Genomic DNA, 20,684 nt, shown 5'->3' with positions numbered 1-20,684 from the left:
CCAGGCAGATTCCTAGGTATTACTCACCCGTCCGCCGCTCTCAAGAGAAGCAAGCTTCTCTCTACCGCTCGACTTGCATGTGTTAGGCCTGCCGCCAGCGTTCAATCTGAGCCATGATCAAACTCTTCAGTTCAAACATCTTTGGGTTTTTAAGAAACCCTAAACTTGGCTCAGCAATCGTTGGTTACATCTTTGATTTCTCGCGGAGTAACTTGTGATGCTGATAATCTTGTTGACTATCAGTCTGACTGCACAAGCACCCACACGAATTGCTTGATTCAGTTGTTAAAGAGCGGTTGGTTAAGATCTTTCGTCTCAACCGAGGCGCGCATTCTACAGCACACCCCTCAAGCAACACCCTTAAAAGTTTCTGATTTCGTTAATAAAATCAACTACTTAAGCCAAAATCAACATCAAGCTGCTCGTTGGCGGGAGGCAAATAATACAGTATTAAACTACGTGGTCAACCCCCATCTGGAAATTCTTTTTCCTTACCAAAGCGCCTGGGTTGCCACTATGAAAACTTCCAAGGTCTGTACAAAACATCAGGGCGGCAGAGTACCCTGACCACGTCGTCTCACAGGAAACAATCCCCTCCAGGGACCCCATCCGTGCCGTTGAGACGGCCCACAGATGATGGATATCACGACATCACACATGCCAGAACAACTACGAACGTCCACTGGTGCCAAACAGGCAACGAGTGTGCTCACCCTTTGCCAGCTCCAGCGCAATCCCATCCGCTGCACCAGGTCGCGTTGGCAACGACAGAATCGCTTCTACCCCATAGCCAGCCAACCGGGGCTCAGGCTCCGCACGACATGTCAGTGCATTGCTATCGACAAGCCCACTGAGCATCCGCTAAACCTTCAGCTCTCTGACGCCACAGGTTTCAGCAAGCACGCCCAGACTGGCCCTTCCATCCAGCATTAACGCACCCAGTGCCGCATCTCATCAGCATTCAGGCTCACCGACTCAATAGGCACCGAACCATCAATACGCCAGCGACCAGCTCATCGGCGTCCATTGCATGGCATGCCTGCTGCCATCAAGGACAGTATCGAAATCGCCAACACCCACGCATCGACAGGTTCGCTCCCCCGAACGTCAGACTTTGATCTGTAGCGTTCAGAGGCTAGGTGGCGCGTTTCTGTTGGCCATCAATGGGATGGAGACGAACGTGCTGGATAACACCAACAATTTAAATAGGAATGATATGTATTTACTTGCAAAGGATAATCGTTATTATTCGCGCGATAATTACTCCAAAGGTGTCCATCGTGGCTCGATCGCGCATTTACCCAGTCTCTCTGTCGTTGCTAAGTGTTCTGGTTGTACCTGATTTACAAGCAGAAACGCAGGCTGCTCTAACCCTGCCGGCAACTGCGGTGAACAGTGAGTTCAACGAGCAGAGCTACCTGTCGACCGAAAGCAGGAGTGCGCTGAAGATCGATGCGCCTCTGCGTGATATCCCGCAAACCGTCAACGTAATCCCCCAGAGCGTCATCAAGGATCAGGGCGCGCAATCGATGGAAGACGTGCTGAAGAATGTCCCCGGCATCGGCCTGTCCAATGGTGATGGCCAGCGCGATCAGGTCACCATCCGTGGTTTCAACGCCGTGGGCGACATGTACATCGACGGCATCCGCGACGATGCGTTGTACTTCCGCGACCTGTCCAACGTCGAGCAGGTGGAAGTGATCAAGGGGCCCGCGGCGGTGCTCTATGGCCGGGGCTCTTCGGGGGGGTTGATCAACAGCATCAGCAAGAAACCCAACTTCGACCCCAAGCAGGAGGTCGGTGTCAGTGTCGACAGCCAGGGCGAAAAGCGCACTCAGTTCGACGCCGGTTGGGCCGATCAGCAATATGGCGATAAAGCCTTTCGGGTGACAGGCGCACTGGAGAACAGCGATACCTTCCGGGATGACGGCTACATCGACCGCAAGGCCATCGCACCTTCGGCTTACTTCAAGCTCTCGGATGATCTGGAGCTGAACCTTGGCGCCAGCTACCTGTACGACAAGCGCATGATCGACTTCGGCATCCCGGCACGGGGCGACCGTCCGGTCGATGTGGATCGCGACAAGCGCTTCGGTGCCGCAGATCCGGATGACGACTACTCGCGCAGCGAAGTGTTCTCGTTCACCGCCGGTGTCGATTACCGCCTCAACGACGATTTCAGCCTAAGCAACACCAGTCGCTACTACCACTACGACCTGGACCGCAATAACACACTCGCGGACTCCAGCCCGACGCGCTTCGTCACCGCGGCCAATGGCGAACTGCTGGTCAAGCTCAACCGCGGCAACGTGCAGCGCAAGGAAGACGGCTGGTTCAACCAGACCGAACTCAAACAGCGCGCCGTGCTCGCAGGGATGAACCATAACCTGCTCTATGGCGTCGAGCTGGGACGCCAAGTGAAGGACCAGAACGTCTACAACCAATCCGATGTGGCCAGGGTACCGGTGTACCGCGATGGCTTGGTCGACGTGCCGTTCCAGGCCAACCGGCAAACCGCCAAGGGCACCAACACCCAGGACACCGCCGGTTTCTACATCCAGGACCTGATCGAGCTGGCACCACAGTGGAAGGCGCTGGTGGGTGTGCGTTATGACGTGTTCGACCAGGCATACGCCGATGACCTGAAGCACACCACGCTGTCCCGCACCGATACCACCTGGAGCCCGCGCATCGGCCTGGTTTACCAGCCCGATCAAGTGCAGTCCTACTACGTTTCGGTGAGCCGTTCCTACCAACCTTCCGCCGAGATGTTCGCCCTGAGCACGACGAACCAGGATCTTGAGCCGGAAGAGACCACTAACGTCGAGATCGGCGGCAAGTGGGACCTGCTCGACAATCGCCTGGCGTTGACGGCGGCGCTGTTCCGCCTGGAACGTACCAACATGAAAACCAGCGATCCGGCGAACCCGACCAAACTGGTGCTCGCGGGCGAGCAGCGCACCGATGGCCTTGAGCTGACCGCCACCGGGCAGTTGAGTGACAAATGGCAGGTCTATGCCGGGTACGCCTATCTGGATGCCGAGATCACCAAGTCCAACAGCTTCACCAACGGTATCGCCAACGAAGGCCAGGTGCCCACCTTGACGCCGCGCCACAGCGCCAACCTGTGGTTGGTGCGTTCGCTGACGCAAACCTGGCGTGTGGGCATGGGGGCCAACTATGTCGATGATCGCTACACCGCGCTGGATAACACGGTGGTCATGCCGGCCTACACAACCGTCGACGCCGCGCTGCTGTACAACCAGCCGAAATGGGACATGGCCCTGCGTCTACGTAACGTGTTCGACGAGGACTACTACGCATCGGCGCATGGCTCGGTGGACCTGATCACGCCGGGGGCGCCACGGACGCTGGAGCTGAGCACCCACTATCGCTTCTGAGTACAGAGCTGAAGAATAGGCGCCCGGCATTGTCGGGCGCTTGTATGTCCGACATGGCATCCCATTCAGTGAATACAACACGTCGTCTGTTTACAGCTGATCTGGAGCCCGCGCTACTGACCGGCACCAGGCGTCTACACAAAGCGTAACCTTACAGATCGACTAGACTTCATTCCCCCCAGTGCCACGGATTCCTCCTTGCATTACCTTAATGACCACCACTCCACCGAATTGAACTGAGTACACCATCATGTGTGAATCATGCGATTCAGGCTCTGTTTCAAAAGTGAACCATCGTCGTCATTTTCTTCGTCTGGCCGGCTTAGGCGCCGGCGCGCTGCTCCTGGCAGGCGTACTGCCCGGCAAGTTTGCTCTGGCAGCAGACACGACCTCCGCGCCACCTAAACCGAAAAACGTCATCAACCCTGATGAGGCACTCAAAAGGCTGATGGCCGGCAATCAACGATACGTCAGCGGCCACTCCAAGACGCACGACTTCAAGGCCGAACGTGAAGCATTGGTCTCCGGCCAGAACCCGTTCGTCGCCGTGCTGAGTTGCTCCGACTCGCGCATCGCCCCCGAGTACGCGTTCGATACCGCACGGGGCGATCTTTTCGCCATACGCGTGGCGGGCAACTTCGTCACCGACGAGGGCTTGGCGAGTATTGAATATGGTGTCGCGGTGCTGGGTGCACCGCTCATCCTGGTGCTGGGGCATGAACGGTGTGGTGCCATCGAGGCCGGGATAAAAGCCGTCAAGGATCACACGGTATTCCCCGGGCACATCCCGAAACTGACTGACGCACTCAAGTCGTCCATCGAGGCCGTGATCAAGCAGCCTGGGGAGTTGGTGGAAAACGCGACCGTGCAGAACGTCAAAGACTCGGTCGCCATCCTCAAGAAAGCCACCCCCCTGCTGACCGATGCACTCGACAAGGGCACGTTGAAAATCGTCGGTGGCATCTATCGCCTGGCGACGGGAAAAGTCGAGTTGATTGCCTGAACCGTCGGCCAGAGCGTGATACCGGCAATAGAAGCACCTAGCCGGGCACACCCTGACGGGCAAACAACATCACCACATTAAAACACCCCTAAAAAAGACTACCTCAGTAGTCTTTTGGGGTTGTGTATTAAACTAGAAAATCATTCCGCTTTCTGATGCCGACTTCAACTGGCTCTTATAGGGACTCTTATTAAACTGCTCGACCTTCTTGTACGTCATCAGCTTTTCTGGCTTGCGATACTGATCTGAACTTGAAAAGGCTTGAAAGGTACCATCACCCACCATTCTTATGTGCAGTTGAAGTTCCCTTGAGTCATAACCATAAAACTCAACAAAGCCCGGAATTTCGCTTTGACGTGCAACCATCAACGCTTCTTTAGCCGGCTGATCATAGAGATAGAACGTAGCGGTCACCATGATCGCCCCGCCCGACTCAGTGTCATTCTTACCGAAGTTAGGGTTGATATAGGGTGTAAAAACAACACCGCCATTCATATCTTTTGTTTGACCCAGCCACCGATAGCCTTCCAGGGCTTTAGTGATTGACTTGATCGGGCCCGCGTATTGAACACTTGTTCTATTCCCATCCAGCTCAACTCGACTGAACTGTTCTGCACTCGCGGTAAACGACAGCATCGCCACTGCTGCCGCAAGGCACAATCCGATAATTTTCTGCATACCCTCTCCTCGTTCCGCTGAGCAACCACTCAACCCATATCAAATGACAAGCCTCAAAAAAGGCTACCGCGACAGCCTTATCGCTGACCGCGCTCTTTAGAAAAAAGTCCCATCTTCCAGCGCCGACTTCAACTGGCTTTTGTAGGGACTTTTATTAAACTCATCAACCTTCTTGTACGTCATCAGCTTTTCTGGCTTGCGATACTGGTCTGCACTTGAAAAGGCTTGAAAGGTACCATCACCCACCATTCTTATGTGCAGTTGAAGTTCTCTTGAGTCATAACCATAAAACTCAATAAAGCCCGGGATTTCGCTTTGACGTGCAACCATCAACGCTTCTTTAGCCGGCTGATCATAGAGATAGAACGTAGCGGTCACCATGATCGCCCCGCCCGACTCAGTGTCATTCTTACCGAATTGAGGGTTGATATAGGGTGTAAAAACAACACCGCCATTCATATCTTTTGTTTGACCCAGCCACCGATAGCCTTCCAGGGCTTTAGTGATGGACTTGATCGGCCCCGCGTATTGAACACTCGTCCTGTCCTTATCAAGTTCAATATGCGTAAAGGTTTCTGCCGTTGCTGCAAAAGACCAAGCCGCCATTAAGGATGCCAATACAACGCTTTTAATCCCATCCATACCCTTCATCCTTTTTAATTAACCTGTGATCACCCAGCGTTGAGCAAAGATGTTTTCCACCTAATCCGTTCGCGTAATCATTCTCACCTCGCCCTGGGCATCTACCGTGCCCCTGAGTGTCTTGGAGATGCCCCCCGTACCGTCCAATTGGTTGGAAATAACGATCTCAAGGATTTCTCCAGGCGCATAGTTCCTGGTCTTGACCAGGAGGCCTACGGATGAGCCCGACGTTGCCGTTGTGAGTTCCTCCGTAAAATCACGGGTCATCCATTGCGCGGAAAGGATTTCCTTATCGTCTTTGATTGGCCCTGCCGTTTGCACACCTTCAACCTGGGCGGTTGTAGTGGCGTCATTGATAGCGCTGCCAGCACACGCGCTGATCAAGAGAACAGTAGCCAACAGCATGAGATGCGATGGACGGTGCATGACCCCTAATCCCTTATGAATGGATCGCCAAAATTCCCTATTAAAAGCGCTGTGAACGTTACCTGAGGACAGCCGATAACACCAAGACAATGCACGCCGCCCCCGCCATGAAGCTTGAACAATCCGCCTTCACTCAGGCTAAATTCGCCCGCTGACTTTAGTCCGCGCCACCCGCAACGCATTACAAGGACCCACCCCATGCAGTCGTCACTGGAAACCGTCGCCCTGTTCGCCCTCAAGCTGGCGTACGAGACGCCAGATCAAAGTCCGATCTTGCGTGACGACCCGATCATGGGTGACTACGAGAAGGAAATTTTCGGCGTTCTCGTGCGCAGGGGCGATGTCGACGCGATCCAACTCAAGCTCAAGACATGCCTGGGCCTGGCGCTGGAGGCGTTGGGTGGGGTTGAAACACCGCTGGGACGCGAGCTGCAGAAGCTGTCTGCCGACGTGGCCCGCGCGCAGACGCTGGCGCAACTGGATACCCCGCTCGTCCTGCTCAAGGACTACCTCAAGGATATCCAGTGACGGCACGCCGTCTATCGCCGCGGATTCAACTCACCGCGACACGACTTACAATAAGCACCCCGTCCGCGCTGCGGTCTCCAGCAGCGTTGTGGTGATCAGGGTGATCCGCACGTTTTCATCCAGTTGCCCATTGGTGCCGTAGTTGTAGGCCTGGACCACCAACGTGTCGCACACCCCGCCATTGCGCGTCATCTGGTCCATGGTCAACGCGGCGCGCTGGCTATCGTCGGCCCCCTGCCCCAGCGATTCGCGCAGGGTTTTGCGCTTGTACGCCGGGCTGTTGGCCACGCGCAGCGCCTGCAATGGCTCGGCAATGGTCGCGCGCAGGGCCTGGGTCTGGGCCGTCGGCCCCTGGAGCTTTTCGACTTCATTGAGCAAGTGCTCGGCGTCCATCAGGCCTGACAAGCTCTGCAGGTTCTGCGCCTTGACCTGCACCAGGTCAATCTTGGCCTGCACGTTGCCCAGGCGCGACGCCTGCTTGAGTGCATCCAGGTAAGCCTTTTGCTCATCCGCCGGCATGCTCGCGAACTGTGGATAACGGCTGGCCATGCCTTGTGCCCGCGCCAGCTCCTGCGTCGCCAGTTGTCCATCGGTCAGCGGTGGTTGCGCACGTAGCGCCGCCTGACGTTGCTGCAGGCGCACATAGCGGCAGCGCGCAATGGTCTCGGGTTCGCTGGCGTCGGCTCGCGGCCCGCGGCCATCGTCGGCGGCCAGGCGCGCCTCCTTGGCCGCGTTGCACTGGCGGTAATCGGCAATGCCCAGCGCCTCCTGCTCCTGCTTCAGCACCTGGGCACGGTCGGCGGAAATGCCCTGCATATAGCCATTGAAGGTCTTCATGTAGGCGCTGGTCTCGGTCTGCATGACCGTGAGCAGGCACTGGTTCTTCATCAACAGCGTGGCATCGTTCGCAATGCCGATGCAGGCACCGAACGGATCCTGGGTGATCGCCGGGGAAACGCCGCGTAGTTGTCCGACCATGGCCTGGCCCCGTTGCCGTGCCTGGTCGACTTGCTCGGTTTGTGCCACCTCAGCGGCCTTGACGGCGTTGCGCTTGTCGTCGGCCCATTGGTTCTGACGCAAAGGACCGCCCAGCAGGTAGGGCATTTCACCGTTCACCCGCTTGAGCAGCGCGCTGAACGCCTGGTTCAGCTCGCGATACTTCCAGCCATCGCACAATTTGGCCAGCAACTCCTGGGGTGGCTTGGCCTCTTCAACCATGCGCCGGCGGGTGGCTTGCGCCTCCTGCTCACTGATGCCGGGCGTGACCCATTGCGGTCCCTGGCTGCGCAGCAGTTGGGCAAAGATGAGCGCATAGAGGTGACTGACGCCTACCCCGCACGACTGGTCGTCAGCCTTGAAGTTTTTGTCCGCCAACACCTTCACCGCGTAGGTGCCGATGGCTTTCGGGGCGGCGGCCGGGTCATCCGTCAACTTCACGAACGGCACCTTGATCCCCTGGCCGTGCAGCACCGCCGCAATCACCGCGCTGTTGCGGTACATGTCATGGGCCGCGCCGTCCTCCACGCCCGGTGTCACATTGCCCAGGGCGCGCCATGCCGCCGGCTGGCCAAGGGTGGAGATCAACTCTTCAATGCCGAACGGTGACGCCCCATGGGCAGGCGAAGCAAATGACAACGCAGCGAAAACAACGGCGGAGAGTGATCGGATCACGACGGGATCGTCCTTGAGCACGGCAGGCGGGATAGAGATAAGGCAGAGTGCCACCATCCTGAGGACTATTCAAATATCACTGCCCTGCTTTGCGACACACCTCATACAATCACCCGCAATCGAAAACCGCCTCATTGGACGAGCCCCTTCGCAATGATGTCTGCCCTGCTATTCAACGGTCAGCCGTGCGGCGCCGAGACGCCGACGGTTGACGTCCCCGGGTGGAGTTTCACCAAGACCGTCCTGGCGGCGACCGCCCTGACGCTGGTGCGCGATGGCCGGGTTGGCCTGGACGATCCGGTGCCCGAAGGCCCGTTCACCCTGCGCCAGTTGCTGCGCCACGAAGCCGGGCTGGCCGACTACCACGCGCTCGCGCCTTACCACGAAGCGGTCGCCAACGGTGAAGCCGCATGGCCGGTCGACGAGCTGTTGCGACGCCTCGATGCGACCTGAGCGGCCTTTATCGAACGCGAGCATGAAGCAGCGGTCGAACAGGCTGTCGTGAGAAATTTGTCGACAGCCCTGGGGATCAATCCCCAGGAAGCCGGTCACACCGATCGCGGACACTCAGAGGGCAACATGAATAAGGTAATCCTCCCGGCATTGGCCATTTTTCTCCTGGCGCAATCACCGGCGTATGCCATCAACGAACGCTACCGCCAACAACTCGAACGCTCGGGTTGCACCCAAGTGAGCGAGGCACAAGGCTGCGACATCACCAAGACCCAGGCGCAAAACGCCGAAGCCGGGCTCGTCACCGCGCCAGCGCCCGCGACCCACCAGGCACCCTACGCCGGACAGTGGGTCGCCAAGAGCGATACCGGCGCCACCGTGGCAACCCTACGCGTCGACAAGCAGGACAAGGTATGGGTCAACGGCACGCGGGTCAGCGTCAAACGCACCGCCTCGACGATGCAATTTCGACAGGGGCCCATCACCTTCACCCTGCACAAAGACCCGGCACTCAAACATCAGGATTACTGGCGCGATACCGATGCCGGGACCCAAGGCCCGATCATCCGTGAGTGATACGCCGCCAGGCTCGCCCAGGGCCTAGCCCTGCAACACCGGCAACACTACCCGCGCTTCCAGCCCGCCGACGGTGCGGTTGCGTACCGTCAACTCGCCGCCGTGCTCCAGCACAATCGCCCGTGCCGCCGACAGCCCTAGCCCGACGCCGCCGGTGCTTTTGTTGCGTGAGCCTTCCAGCCGATAGAACGGCACGAACACCTGCTCATAGCGGTCCTGCGGTATCCCCGGCCCGCGATCCAGGACACGAATGGTCACGTGGTCATCCTCACTGCGCAGCTCGATGGCCGGTTCGCTGGCGTACTTGAGGGCGTTTTCCAGCAGGTTGGTGATCACCCGCTTGAGGCCCAGCGGACGCCCCACATAGACCAGTCGCGGCGGGCCGCTAAAGGGGATCTCGATGGCCTGGTCACGGTAATCGTCCACCAGGGTTTGCAGCAGCTGCGCCAGGTCGAACGAGGTGGCTTGCTCAAGGCGCGCGTTGTCGCGGAAGAACTCTAGGCTGGAACTGATCATCGCGTGCATCTCATCGACATCGCGGAACAGCTTGCCCTGCAACTGCGGATCGTCGATGAACTCCGCGCGCAGGCGCAGGCGGGTCAGCGGCGCACGCAAGTCGTGGGAGATGGCCGCAAGCATCTGCGTGCGGTCCTTGATGAAGTGCTGCAACTGGGCCTGCATGCCGTTGAAGGCGAGGATCGCCTGGCGGATCTCATGGGGCCCGACGGGGGTGATCGGCGGTGCACGGAAGTCGGCGCCAAAGCGCCGGGCGCCCTGGGCAAAGGTTTGCAGCGGCTCCGCCAGGCGCCGGGTGGCGATCAACGCAACCAGGCCGGTGGACAACAGCACCAGCACGATGACGATCAAATTGCGCGCCCAATGCTCCAGCCCCCAACTGCGCGAAGGCATGCTGAACATCAGCCAGGAACCGTCCGCCAGTTGCATCACCAGCGCGTAATGACCGTCCTGCTGCGGCCAGTCGCCAGGCTTGTAGGCCTCAAGCCGCGAGCTGTCGAACAAGCGATGGGCCTCGGGGTTGTTGGCGCGCTCAAGGACGTTCGGAATCGACGGCAGACCCAGCGCCGCACGGTCGCGCTGCCAGGTGACGTTCAGGCCGCTGTCGCTGGCGGCACTGGCCAGTCGTGGCCGCTGCGCCGTGTCCGAGGCCGCAATCACCCGGCTCAGCGATGACAGCTTTTCCAGCAATCCGGTCTCGGTCAACGGCGGGTCGGCCCACACCCCCGCCACCTGGGTGAACAGCGCGTAGAAGCCCAACGAAGTGAGCATCGCCAGGATGATGGTCAAGGCCACCCAGCGCCTGACCGTGTCCCGTTGACGCATGGCCCACTTGAGCCGGATCACTGGCGGGTCACGCTGGGGGTGAACAGGTAGCCGCCGTTGCGCACGGTGCGGATCATCTCCGGGCGCTTGCTGTCGGTTTCCAACTTGCGACGCAGGCGGCTGACCTGCACGTCGATACTGCGATCGAAGGCTTCATGGGTGCGACCACGGGCCAGGTCTAGCAACAGCTCGCGGGGCAGGATGCGCTGCGGGTGCTCGACGAACACCAGCAGCAGGTCGAACTCACCGGCCGACAGCGGAATCATCACCTGCTCCGGCGAACGCAACTCGCGCCGGGTCAGGTCCAATTGCCAGTCGGCAAACTTGAGCAAGGGGTGCGGCACCTGCCCGGTCTGCGGGCGTACTTCACCGACCCGGCGCAGCACCGCGCGCACCCGCGCCAGCAACTCGCGCGCATCGAAGGGTTTGCTCAGGTAATCGTCGGCGCCCATCTCCAGGCCGACCACCCGGTCGCTCAACTCGCCCATGGCGGTGAGCATGATCACCGGCATCGTGTGCTGCTGGCGCAGGCGCTGGCACAGCGTCAGGCCATTCTCGCCGGGCATCATCAGGTCGAGGATGATCAGGTCCGGCAACTGGTGCTCGATGGCCGCCCACAACGTGACGCCGTTGGTGGCGGTTTCCACTCCGTAGCCTTGCTGCTCGAAGAATTTTCTCAGCAGGTCGAGGACCTCAAGGTCGTCGTCCACGATCAACAGATTGCTCACCGGCGCTCATCGCTCAAGGTCTGATAGTCGGGATATCTAAAACCTTTCCCGCGCCGGCGTCATATATTTCAACCCCGTCACAAAGCGTCAATGCCGTAGGAAAGCAGACATCTGCGAGCAAAACTCAGCTGTCAGCATCAGGCCTCCTTGAGAATAAAGACGGTTCAACATGCCTCTGCACAGCTCACCGCTGATCCTGGAACAACGCATGGTCAAGCGCACCCGGACCGCCCTGCACTGTCGCGAGACCAGCCTGCAACTGTCTGACGACGAAGGTGAATTGATCCTCAGCCGGTACATCGAGCTGTACAGTCCCGACGGCATGCAATGGGTAGAACGCAGCCATCGGGTGAGCATCAATGCCTTGATGCGCTGGATGATTGCCCACGGCCAGCCACAACCGGTGCTGCACGGGCAGGAGGGTGATGTGCAGGGGGTGGAAGCGACCGCGTGAAACCCACGGTTCCAGGCGCTATGTTTCCAGGCCGCTACATTGCATCACGTCGGTCAACAAGCAGACATCATGGGGAAAAACACCGGGGCCAGTATCCAGGTTTCTCTCGTGTGAAGAGCGTCGCCCATGCCCTTGTTTCCCCGTCCTCCTGCCCTGTTGCGCCACGCGGCCCTGCTGCTGACCTTGACCTACCTGTACGGCTGCGCCAGTCGCGGTTCGCATGCAGCCAGCGCCACCTGCGAGCACGTTACCGCCCCGCCGCAGGACCCGAGCGTGTCCCGTCGCCAGGACACGTTTGCCTTCAATCGCGTCGTCGACGAAGACCCCGCCACTCCCCTCGCGCTGGGCCATGGCTACACGTCGGGATACTTTCAACTGGGCACGCTCCACTTCACGCCCCAACTCAACGCCTCCACGGACTTCACCCGACAAGTGTTACAAGGCAACGGCACACGCTCGCCCACCAACCATCTGCGGCCCACACCCTCGCCGAGCGTTTGAGCGAGCCGGTTCAGCCGGTTCTGAGGCTCTTGCTTTAGCGTCATTTCTTCCTACTATTCGTTGACCCTCCCCGCATCGAACAAGGACTCAACGATGAGCAAAACCCTGATTGCCACTGCGGTACTGAGCGCCCTGCTCGCCAGCACCCAGGCCCACGCCGGCGACGCGCCTGCAACCGCAACGGTACCGGTGACCGTCGACAACTTCGTACGGGCCGAATCCGACACGTACATCGGCGCACTGGCCAAGCAAGGCGGTCTGGGCAAGTTGATGCACCGTCGCGAAGCCGCCGATGTCGATCACCAGACCGTGATCCGCCTCAACCGCGACACCTTGTACTCCTCCGGGGTGTTCGACCTCGACGCCGGTCCCGTGACCATCACCCTGCCCGAGCCGGGCAAGCGCTACATGGCGCTGCAAGTGATCAACGAAGACCATTACGTGCCGAACGTGTTCTACGGCGCCGGCAGCCACACCCTGACCCGCGACACTGTTGGCAGCCGCTACGTGGCCATCGCCATTCGCACCCTGGCGGACCCCAACAACCCGGATGACCTGAAACAAGTCCACGCCCTGCAGGACGCGATCAAGGTCAGCCAGAAAGCCCCCGGCACCCTGGAGCTGCCGCACTGGGACGCCGCCAGCCAGAAAAAAGTCCGCGATGCGTTGCTGGTGCTGTTCTCGACCATCCCCGACTTCAAGAATTCCTTTGGCACCCAGGACAGCGTCGACCCTGTCCGCCACCTGCTCGGCACAGCGTCCGGCTGGGGCGGTAACCCGGACAAAGACGCCACCTACCTCAACGTCACCCCGACACAGAACGATGGCAAGACCGTGTACCGCCTCACCGTCAAGGACGTGCCCGTGGACGGTTTCTGGTCGGTCAGCCTGTACAACGCTGACGGCTACTTCCAGAAGAATCCGGCCAACGCCTACACCCTCAACAACCTGACCGCCAAGAAAGCCGACGACGGCTCGATTGCCATCCAGTTCGGCGGCTGCGAAGCCACCACCACCAACTGCCTGCCGACCGCGGCCGGCTGGAACTACACCGTACGCCTGTACCGCCCGCAAGCACCGATCTTGAATGGATCGTGGACATTCCCCGAGCCCGTTGCAGTGAAGTAAACACACCACAGGGCCAATCGCTTTTGTGGGAGCGAGACTGCTCGCTCCCACCGTGGGCCTCGGTTCACCTGAAGAATCAGGTCGGCTGTCAGGCCGCTTTCGCGGGCGAGCCGCCTTCGCTCCCACAGTAGACCTGGATACATCCACAAGAGACAGGTCGACTGGTAAGCCGCCTTCGCCGGCAAGCCGGTTTCGCCCCCACAACGATTACTGCGCCGCCAACCCACTGCGCTATCATCGGCGCCCCAACACCCAGAGCCTCACCCCGGATGTCCACCCCCGCCCAACCACTTGCCCCTCAAACCCCGTTACCCAACGTACTGGTCGGCCCGCTGCTGCGACGCCTGGAACCCACGCGACTGGTGCTGTGGCTGGTGGGCACGCGGGAGCTGGCACTGACCTTGCGCCTGCCGCTACAGGGCGACATCGCACTGGACGCCTCGCGCTGCCAAGTGATCCCGGTCGGCACCCAGGCCTTCATCCACCTGATCGACGTGCACCTGGACCACCCCCTGCCCCAGGACGAAGTGATCGACTACGACCTGCTGATCCACCACCCCGACGGCACCTCGACGGGCATCGCCGAGTGGGCGCCGCACCTGCTGTACGGCGCAGCCACCTGCCCGAACTTCGTACTGCGCGGACGCATCGACCAGATCCTCCACGGCTCCTGCCGCAAGCCCCATCACCCGGCCGACGACGGCTTGCTGTGCGTAGACCGCCTGCTCGCCGAGATGCCCGAGCCCCGGCAGCGCCCCGCGTTGCTGATGATGAACGGCGACCAGATCTACGCCGACGATGTCGCCGGTCCGATGCTGCGCTCGATCCACGCGTTGATCGAACGCCTGGGCCTGTTCGGCGAGCACCTGGACGGCGCGGTGGTGGATGACAGCGCCGCCCTCTACACCCACCCCGCCAGCTACTATCACCGCGCCGACCTGCTGCCCCAACTGTCCGCCAACGACACCCTGCGCGAGCGATTCTTCGGCGGTGCGCGCAAGCCGATCTTCACCAGCAGCAACGCCGACAATCACCTGGTGACCTTCGCTGAAGTGATCGCCATGTACCTGTTGGTCTGGTCGCCGGTGCCCTGGACCCTGATCGCCCCGCAGCCACCGCCACTGAACACCGAACGGACCGCGCGCTACGCCCTGGAGCAGACGCGGATCGACGCCTTCACGCAAGGCCTGGGTGACGTGGCGCGGGGGCTCGCGCACCTGCCGTGCCTGATGATCTTCGACGACCACGACATCACCGACGACTGGAACCTCAGCGCCCAGTGGGAACAAACCGCCTACGGCCATCCGTTCTCCAAGCGCATCATCGGCAACGCGCTGCTCGCCTACCTGCTGTGCCAGGGCTGGGGCAACGACCCCGATGCCTTCGCCGAGCTGCTGGATAAAACCCGCGCCATGCACACCCACGACGGCTACCTGGACAGCTCCGCCCAGGACGCCTTGATCAGCGACCTGCTGGCGTTCCAGCGCTGGCACTACGTGCTGCCCACCACCCCGGCGCTGGTGGTGCTCGACACCCGCACCCGGCGCTGGCGCAGCGAGTTCAACCTGGCACAGCCCTCGGGCCTGCTGGACTGGGAAGGCTTGAGCGAGCTGCAACACGAACTCCTTGATCACCCCAGCGCAATCATCGTCTCGCCGGCACCGGTGTTCGGCGTCAAGCTGATCGAGACCATCCAGAAGGTCTTCAGTTGGTGCGGCTACCCGCTGCTGGTGGACGCGGAAAACTGGATGGCCCATCGCGGCGCGGCCCAGGTGATCCTCAACATCTTTCGCCACTCGCGCACGCCGGGCAACTACGTGATCCTCTCGGGTGACGTGCACTACTCGTTCGTCTACGAAGTGCTGATCCGCCACCGCACAGGCGGGCCGCGGATCTGGCAGATCACCAGCAGCGGCATCAAGAACGAGTTCCCGCGCACCCTGCTCGAATGGTTCGACCGCCTCAACCGCTGGCTGTATTCGCCACGCTCGCCGCTGAACTGGTTCACCAAGCGCCGCTTGATGCAGGTGGTGCCCCATGTGCCGGAACACGCCGAAGCCGGCGAGCGCCTGTGGAACTCGGCGGGCATCGGCCAGGTGTTCTTCAACGACCAGGGCCAGCCCGCCGCGATCTACCAGCACAACGCCAACGGCGCGCCGAAGACCCGTATGGTGGCGCCGGGCGAACCCGACTGAAGCGCCTCCCCCGTTCATGAACGAGCCACAAGGATCCGTATGCTCATACGCAACAAGATGGTTCCCGAACTGATGGTCAGCGACATCCATAAGAGCCTGGCCTTCTGGACCACGCTGATTGGCTTTCGCATCGCCTACGAGCCCCCCTTGAAGCGAGCAGGATCAGATCGGGCCTACAGGTTTTAGGGCGGCGTCCTGAAGACGGTGCTGTGGCAACAGGCGCTTAATCAAGGCTGCTTTGCCCCCTTGAGCTGATCACAACCACTCGTAGGTATCGCCTTGCCAACATGTACTCATTTCTGTACGGTTTTCGCACTCAGCGAGGACTCGACAATGCAGACCATCAACTACACCACCGCCCGGGCACATCTCTCCGAAACCATGGACCGTGTCAATGAAGACAGGGCACCGTTGCTGGTCACCCGGCAGAAGGGTGAACCTGTGGTGATGATGTCGCTGGCCGAATACAACGCCCTTGAAGAGACCGCTTACCTGCTGCGTACCCCCGCCAATGCCGAGCGCTTGATCAAATCGATCAACAGCCTGCGTTCAGGCAAGGCCAAGCCAAGGCAGCTCATTGAACAATGAACCTACTGTTCACGCCTGAAGCCTGGGCTGACTACCTTTGGTTTCAACAGAACGATAAGGCTGGGTTAAAGCGTATCCATCTACTGATCAAGGCAACCCAGCGAGAGCCCTTCTCCGGGCCTGGCAAACCAGAGCCACTCAAACATCACCTGAGTGGCTTCTGGTCTCGTCGGATCACCGCCGAGCATCGACTGGTCTATACCGTCGAGGGAGACGAGTTGCAGATCGTGATGTGTCGGTATCACTACTGAATGACCGTGGACGTCGGGCAAACGGAACGGCTCATCCAGGACCCGGAGGGGTACCGGCTGCAGTTGGTCGAGGTGCAGGGGGGAAAGGGAACGAGCGGTGGGAGCGAGCCCGCTCGCGAAGGGGCCGGGACCTCCATGACTGACACGCCGACTTCGCGAGCGGGCTCGCGCCCACAAGGGGACCGCACGGTCTTTACTGGCTGAGCAACCGCGCCAGCCCACGCACAATCATCTCCACCTCATCCTCAGCAATCGTCAACGGCGGCAGCAGGCGGATGGTCTTGCCGCGGGTGACGTTGATCAGCAGCCCATGGTCGCGCGCGGCGATCAGCGCCAGGTCGCGGATTGGCTGGGCCAGGTCAATACCGATCATCAGGCCCTGGCCACGAATCGCCAGCACACCAGGGTTGCCGTCCAGCTCCGCGTGCAGCCGGGCCAACAGGCGTTCGCCCTGGCGCCGGGCGTTGTCGAGCAAGCCTTGTTCCTCGATGATCGCCAGCACCGTGCAACCGACCCGGCACGCCAGCGGATTGCCGCCGAACGTACTGCCGTGGCTGCCGGGGGTGAACAGTTCGGCGGCCTTGCCACGGGCCACGCAAGCGCCGATGGGCACGCCATTACCCAAACCTTTGGCCAGGGTCATGACGTCGGGCACGAGGCCGTCGTGCTGGAAGGCGAACCATTGGCCGGTGCGGCCGATACCGGTCTGGATCTCATCGAGCATCAGCAGCCAATTGCGCTGGCTGCACAGGGTGCGCAGGACCTTGAGGTAACCGGGTGGCGCCAGTTGCACGCCGCTCTCGCCCTGGATCGGCTCCAGCAAGACGGCGACGATGCGCGAGCCGAAATCGTGGCAGGCCTGGTCCAGGGCCTTGAGGTCACCAAACGGCACCTTGAGGAAGTCCCCCGGCAGTTGCTGGTAACCCAGGCGCACCGCCGGCCCATCGCTGGCGGACAACGTGCCCAGGGTACGGCCATGAAAGGCGTTCTCCATGACCACCACCAGCGGCTGTTCGATGCCTTTGTGCCAGCCATGCAGGCGCGCCAGCTTCAAGGCGGTTTCGTTGGCCTCGGCCCCGGAGTTGCTGAAAAACACCCGATCCATCCCCGACAGGTGCGCCAGCCGGGTCGCCAGCCGTTGCTGCCAGTCGATGCTGTAGAGGTTGGAGGTGTGCAGCAACAACCCGGCCTGCTCTGTGATCGCGCTGACCACCCGAGGGTGCGAATGACCGACGTTGGTCACCGCCACGCCCGCCACCGCGTCCAGGTACTCGCGACCGTCCCGATCCCACAGGCGGGTGCCCAGACCCTTGGCAAAACTCAGGGCCAGGGGTTGGTAGGTGCGCATCAGGTGGGCGGCGGTCATGGCATCAAGCTCCAGCAGGGGTGGGGTGTTTTGCAGTATGGTTAGCCACTCCTGATGGATAAATGCGGTAATACTTCAATCATCTTAAAGCTGGACTTGATAATGGACTTATTCCTGGCGATGTCGGTGTACGTGAAAGTGGTGGAGACCGGCAGCCTGACCGCCGCCGCCCGCGAGTGCGCGCTATCGACCACCATGGTTGGCAACCACTTGCGCGCCCTGGAGCAGCGCCTGGGCGCCAGCCTGCTGAACCGCACCACGCGCCGCCAGCGCCTGACCGAGTTCGGCCGCGCCTACTATGAACGCTGCCTGGAAGTGCTGGGGTTGGTGCGCGACTCCGAGCGGCTGGCCGAACAGGAGCAGGGCGAACCCAAGGGCACCTTGCGCATCACCGCCCCGCCGAGCTTTGGCTCCGAGTGCCTGGCCCCGGCCCTGCACCTGTTCAGCCAGCAGTACCCGCAGATTCGCCTGGACGTGGCGCTCGGCAGCCCGGTGGTGGACCTGATCGAAAACGGGGTGCATGTCGCCATTCGCCTGGGGACTCCGGAACCGTCGGGGCTGATCGCCCGGCCGTTGATCGACTACACCCTGACCATCTGCGCCTCCCCCGCGTACCTGGCGAGACACGGGGTGCCGACCCACCCCCAGGACCTCAGCCAGCATCACTGCCTGACCTATGCTTACCCGGCGGGCGATGAGTGGAGTGCGGTGGGCAAGCACTGGCCGCTGACCGGCCCCGAAGGCCAGGTGCACGTGCCGGTGACCGGGCCGATGGTGATCAACAGCGCGCCGGGCCTGCTCCAGGCCGCCCGCGCTGGCATGGGCATCGTGATGCTGGCCGATGCCCTGGTGCAGCAGGACCTCAGGGATGGCAAGTTGGTCGCCCTGTTGCAGGGCTATCGACTGCCGAGCCGGCCGATGAACCTGATCTATGCCCCGGACCGCTACCGGTTGCCGAAACTGCGCTGCTTCGTCGAGTTTGCGCTACAGAGGTGGGGCAAGCCGAGTCGCTGAGATGTAGCCTCTAAAGGCTACTTTTGCAAAAGTAGCCTTTAGAGGCTACTTTTGTGCTTACTCACCGTTTCCCCCGGAGCGCCCATGGCGATCAAAGCAGTTCTGACCGGCGACCTGATTCACTCCCAAACGGTGGACAACACACTCGCCTACATTGCTGGCCTGGAAACCGTACTCAGGACGTTAGAGCGCCGCTATGGCGCCGACGTCGAAACCTATCGTGGCGACGGTTTTCAATTGGTACTCAAGCAACCAGAGCACGTGTTTCATTGTGCCCTGGCGCTCAGAGCCGCCTTGATTGCTGCCAGCCCGAGCGGTGAACGCTGGGACGCGCGCCTGGCCATCGGTATTGGTTCTGCCCAGTCGACCCAGGGCTATGGCGAAGCCTTCGTGTTGTCCGGCCAGGGCCTGGACGGCATGAAAAAGTCCACCCTCGCGGTGTTCAGCAATGACGAGCGCTTTCTGGAGCGCACCGAGCTGGTCACCGAGTTTGTCGGTGCAATCATCGAGCAATGGACACAAGTAGAAGCGCAAACCTATGGCGTGCACCTGATAACCGAGTCGCATCAGGCAGAGACAGCCCAACGCCTGGGCAAATCCAGAGTCACCGTGAACAGGGCGTTACAACGTGCCCAGGCCCGTTTGCTGGATCGCTACCTGGAACGCACCCGCCTTTGGATTGGGGAGTTGGCACATGGCTGAGCCGTTGGTTCTACTGCTGGTGATGGTGCTGATCCATGTGCTGGTCGATTTTGTACTGCCCTGGAAACGCTGGTACGCCGAGGTCACCGCGTCGCGTTACCGTGTCTTGGTGATGGCGATCTACTTCATCGCCGCCAGCCTGGCGCTTTTTGTCGCGCTGGCCCTGCTGCGGCATGACATCGCCAGTGCGGCCACGGCGGCACTGGCACTCGCGGCAGGCCGAGCAGCGCTGTATCTGCTGATGCCCCGCCAAAGCAGTCACCCCGTACGCTACTTCTTGCTCGAACAGGTCGTGGTCTTGAGTGCCATCACCCTGGTGTGGCTCGTCACGGACAACTACTTCCAAACGCTATACGGCTCCCTGACGACGCTGCCCTCCCCGGCCAATCTGTTGATCCTGCTGGCCTACCTGCTAGTCCTGCATCCCACTTCCACCTTGATCGGCCTGGCCCTCAAGCCGTGGATCAAGGAGATCGACAGCCAGGGCTCACTGGCCAACGCCGGGAAACTGATCGGCAATCTGGAGCGCGCCCTGATCCTCACCTTTGTCCTGCTCAAGCAGTGGGAAGCCATAGGGTTCTTGCTCACCGCCAAAAGCATCCTGCGCTTCAATGAGATCCAGGGCGCCAAGGTTCGCTCACTGAGTGAGTATGTGCTGCTCGGCACGCTGTTGAGTTTCACCCTCAGCATCGCAGTGGGGCTGCTGGTCACACGGTTACTGGGCTGGTAAGTCAGAGGCGCTCCCACCCTGGTCCACGGCGAACACACATCCGGGGGCAGCTCAATTCCTTGTAGGAGCGAGGCTTGCCCTAATGCCAGTCAGTTAAGGCTCGCTCCCACGTGGGTTTCGCTTAACTGACTGGCATTAAGGCTTGCCCGCGAAGGCGGTAAGTCTGGCGACATCAATGTTGAATGGGCTGGCCGGTTCGCGGGCAAGCCTCGCTCCTACGGGCTCAACCCAGATTTCTGCTCGCGATGGCGGTGACGAGCGGCATGGCTAAGACAGTTGCTCCCACCTGGGTGGTGTTAGCCTCCAGA

21 protein-coding genes, 1 rRNA gene and 1 pseudogene are annotated in these 20,684 nt (G+C 60.7%); 15 read left to right on the top strand and 8 right to left on the bottom strand.

Annotated features, from left to right (window positions below; genetic code table 11):
- A 16S ribosomal RNA gene (locus tag BMW74_RS19030) occupies positions 1-133 on the bottom strand; the annotation flags it as partial.
- A gap of 1,144 nt (positions 134-1,277) precedes the next feature.
- Here BMW74_RS19030 and BMW74_RS19020 point away from each other — a divergent pair.
- Complete coding sequence (locus BMW74_RS19020) at positions 1,278-3,401, top strand: TonB-dependent receptor (RefSeq protein ID WP_093425067.1); 2,124 nt, start codon at positions 1,278-1,280, stop codon at positions 3,399-3,401.
- 250 nt (positions 3,402-3,651) lie between these two features.
- A complete protein-coding gene (locus tag BMW74_RS19015; protein ID WP_093425047.1) occupies positions 3,652-4,404 on the top strand; it encodes a carbonic anhydrase in 753 nt (250 codons plus the stop codon).
- A 132-nt stretch (positions 4,405-4,536) separates the two neighbouring features.
- Here BMW74_RS19015 and BMW74_RS19010 read toward each other — a convergent pair whose 3' ends face one another.
- The 3 genes from BMW74_RS19010 to BMW74_RS19000 all read right to left on the bottom strand — a co-directional run bounded on the left by BMW74_RS19010 (position 4,537) and on the right by BMW74_RS19000 (position 6,150).
- Positions 4,537-5,082 carry a hypothetical protein gene (locus BMW74_RS19010; RefSeq protein ID WP_093425045.1) on the bottom strand — a complete coding sequence of 182 codons (546 nt, stop codon included), beginning with the start codon at positions 5,080-5,082 and terminating at the stop codon, positions 4,537-4,539.
- Between the two features lie 96 nt (positions 5,083-5,178).
- Positions 5,179-5,724, bottom strand: a complete 546-nt coding sequence (locus BMW74_RS19005; RefSeq protein ID WP_093425043.1) for a hypothetical protein — start codon at positions 5,722-5,724, stop codon at positions 5,179-5,181.
- 60 nt (positions 5,725-5,784) lie between these two features.
- Positions 5,785-6,150, bottom strand: a complete 366-nt coding sequence (locus BMW74_RS19000) for a hypothetical protein (RefSeq protein WP_093425041.1) — start codon at positions 6,148-6,150, stop codon at positions 5,785-5,787.
- 198 nt (positions 6,151-6,348) lie between these two features.
- Here BMW74_RS19000 and BMW74_RS18995 point away from each other — a divergent pair, with 198 nt between their 5' ends.
- Positions 6,349-6,678: a hypothetical protein gene (locus BMW74_RS18995; RefSeq protein WP_093425039.1), complete on the top strand. Its 330-nt coding sequence runs from the start codon at positions 6,349-6,351 to the stop codon at positions 6,676-6,678.
- Positions 6,679-6,723: 45 nt separating this feature from the next.
- Here the strand turns inward: BMW74_RS18995 and BMW74_RS18990 are convergent, their stop codons facing one another.
- Entirely contained in the window at positions 6,724-8,349 is a 1,626-nt protein-coding gene (locus BMW74_RS18990) for a hypothetical protein (RefSeq protein WP_139208430.1), read from the bottom strand.
- Between the two features lie 153 nt (positions 8,350-8,502).
- Here BMW74_RS18990 and BMW74_RS18985 point away from each other — a divergent pair.
- A pseudogene (locus BMW74_RS18985) lies at positions 8,503-8,799 on the top strand (serine hydrolase); the annotation flags it as partial.
- Positions 8,800-8,928: 129 nt separating this feature from the next.
- The gene (locus BMW74_RS18980; protein ID WP_093425033.1) at positions 8,929-9,378 is read left to right on the top strand and encodes a hypothetical protein; all 450 of its coding nucleotides are present in this window, start codon (positions 8,929-8,931) and stop codon (positions 9,376-9,378) included.
- A gap of 24 nt (positions 9,379-9,402) precedes the next feature.
- Here BMW74_RS18980 and BMW74_RS18975 read toward each other — a convergent pair whose 3' ends face one another.
- Complete coding sequence (locus BMW74_RS18975) at positions 9,403-10,719, bottom strand: ATP-binding protein (protein WP_093425065.1); 1,317 nt, start codon at positions 10,717-10,719, stop codon at positions 9,403-9,405.
- A 17-nt stretch (positions 10,720-10,736) separates the two neighbouring features.
- The gene (locus tag BMW74_RS18970; RefSeq protein ID WP_093425031.1) at positions 10,737-11,447 is read right to left on the bottom strand and encodes a response regulator; all 711 of its coding nucleotides are present in this window, start codon (positions 11,445-11,447) and stop codon (positions 10,737-10,739) included.
- Positions 11,448-11,616: 169 nt separating this feature from the next.
- On the opposite strand from BMW74_RS18970, the gene BMW74_RS18965 reads away from it, so the two are divergent.
- The 7 genes from BMW74_RS18965 (at position 11,617) to BMW74_RS18935 (ending at position 16,564) form a co-directional block, all read left to right on the top strand.
- Complete coding sequence (locus BMW74_RS18965) at positions 11,617-11,901, top strand: hypothetical protein (protein WP_093425029.1); 285 nt, start codon at positions 11,617-11,619, stop codon at positions 11,899-11,901.
- 126 nt (positions 11,902-12,027) lie between these two features.
- Positions 12,028-12,402, top strand: coding sequence for a hypothetical protein (locus tag BMW74_RS18960; protein WP_093425027.1), 375 nt, complete (start codon positions 12,028-12,030; stop codon positions 12,400-12,402).
- Positions 12,403-12,495: 93 nt separating this feature from the next.
- On the top strand, positions 12,496-13,530 hold the full coding sequence (locus tag BMW74_RS18955) for a DUF1254 domain-containing protein (RefSeq protein WP_093425025.1): 1,035 nt from the start codon (positions 12,496-12,498) through the stop codon (positions 13,528-13,530).
- A 269-nt stretch (positions 13,531-13,799) separates the two neighbouring features.
- A complete protein-coding gene (locus BMW74_RS18950; RefSeq protein WP_093425023.1) occupies positions 13,800-15,725 on the top strand; it encodes an alkaline phosphatase D family protein in 1,926 nt (641 codons plus the stop codon).
- Positions 15,726-15,764: 39 nt separating this feature from the next.
- Positions 15,765-15,911: a VOC family protein gene (locus tag BMW74_RS18945; RefSeq protein ID WP_175479260.1), complete on the top strand. Its 147-nt coding sequence runs from the start codon at positions 15,765-15,767 to the stop codon at positions 15,909-15,911.
- A gap of 147 nt (positions 15,912-16,058) precedes the next feature.
- Complete coding sequence (locus BMW74_RS18940) at positions 16,059-16,313, top strand: type II toxin-antitoxin system prevent-host-death family antitoxin (RefSeq protein WP_093425021.1); 255 nt, start codon at positions 16,059-16,061, stop codon at positions 16,311-16,313.
- On the top strand, positions 16,310-16,564 hold the full coding sequence (locus tag BMW74_RS18935; RefSeq protein ID WP_093425019.1) for a Txe/YoeB family addiction module toxin: 255 nt from the start codon (positions 16,310-16,312) through the stop codon (positions 16,562-16,564). Before BMW74_RS18940 ends, BMW74_RS18935 begins: the two co-directional genes overlap by 4 nt.
- Before the next feature lie 193 nt (positions 16,565-16,757).
- Here BMW74_RS18935 and BMW74_RS18925 read toward each other — a convergent pair whose 3' ends face one another.
- Complete coding sequence (locus BMW74_RS18925) at positions 16,758-17,930, bottom strand: aspartate aminotransferase family protein (RefSeq protein ID WP_093425014.1); 1,173 nt, start codon at positions 17,928-17,930, stop codon at positions 16,758-16,760.
- Between the two features lie 102 nt (positions 17,931-18,032).
- On the opposite strand from BMW74_RS18925, the gene BMW74_RS18920 reads away from it, so the two are divergent.
- From BMW74_RS18920 to BMW74_RS18910, 3 genes are all read left to right on the top strand, one after another.
- Positions 18,033-18,944, top strand: a complete 912-nt coding sequence (locus tag BMW74_RS18920; RefSeq protein ID WP_093425009.1) for a LysR family transcriptional regulator — start codon at positions 18,033-18,035, stop codon at positions 18,942-18,944.
- An 84-nt stretch (positions 18,945-19,028) separates the two neighbouring features.
- Positions 19,029-19,646, top strand: a complete 618-nt coding sequence (locus tag BMW74_RS18915) for a hypothetical protein (protein ID WP_093425007.1) — start codon at positions 19,029-19,031, stop codon at positions 19,644-19,646.
- Positions 19,639-20,376, top strand: a complete 738-nt coding sequence (locus tag BMW74_RS18910; protein WP_093425005.1) for a hypothetical protein — start codon at positions 19,639-19,641, stop codon at positions 20,374-20,376. Before BMW74_RS18915 ends, BMW74_RS18910 begins: the two co-directional genes overlap by 8 nt.
- Positions 20,377-20,684: the final 308 nt, after the last annotated feature.

This window comes from Pseudomonas sp. ok272 (assembly GCF_900109995.1).
Classification (GTDB): domain Bacteria; phylum Pseudomonadota; class Gammaproteobacteria; order Pseudomonadales; family Pseudomonadaceae; genus Aquipseudomonas.
The sequence above is the reverse complement of the archived record's forward strand: the minus strand, read 5'-3'. Positions and strand labels throughout refer to the sequence as shown.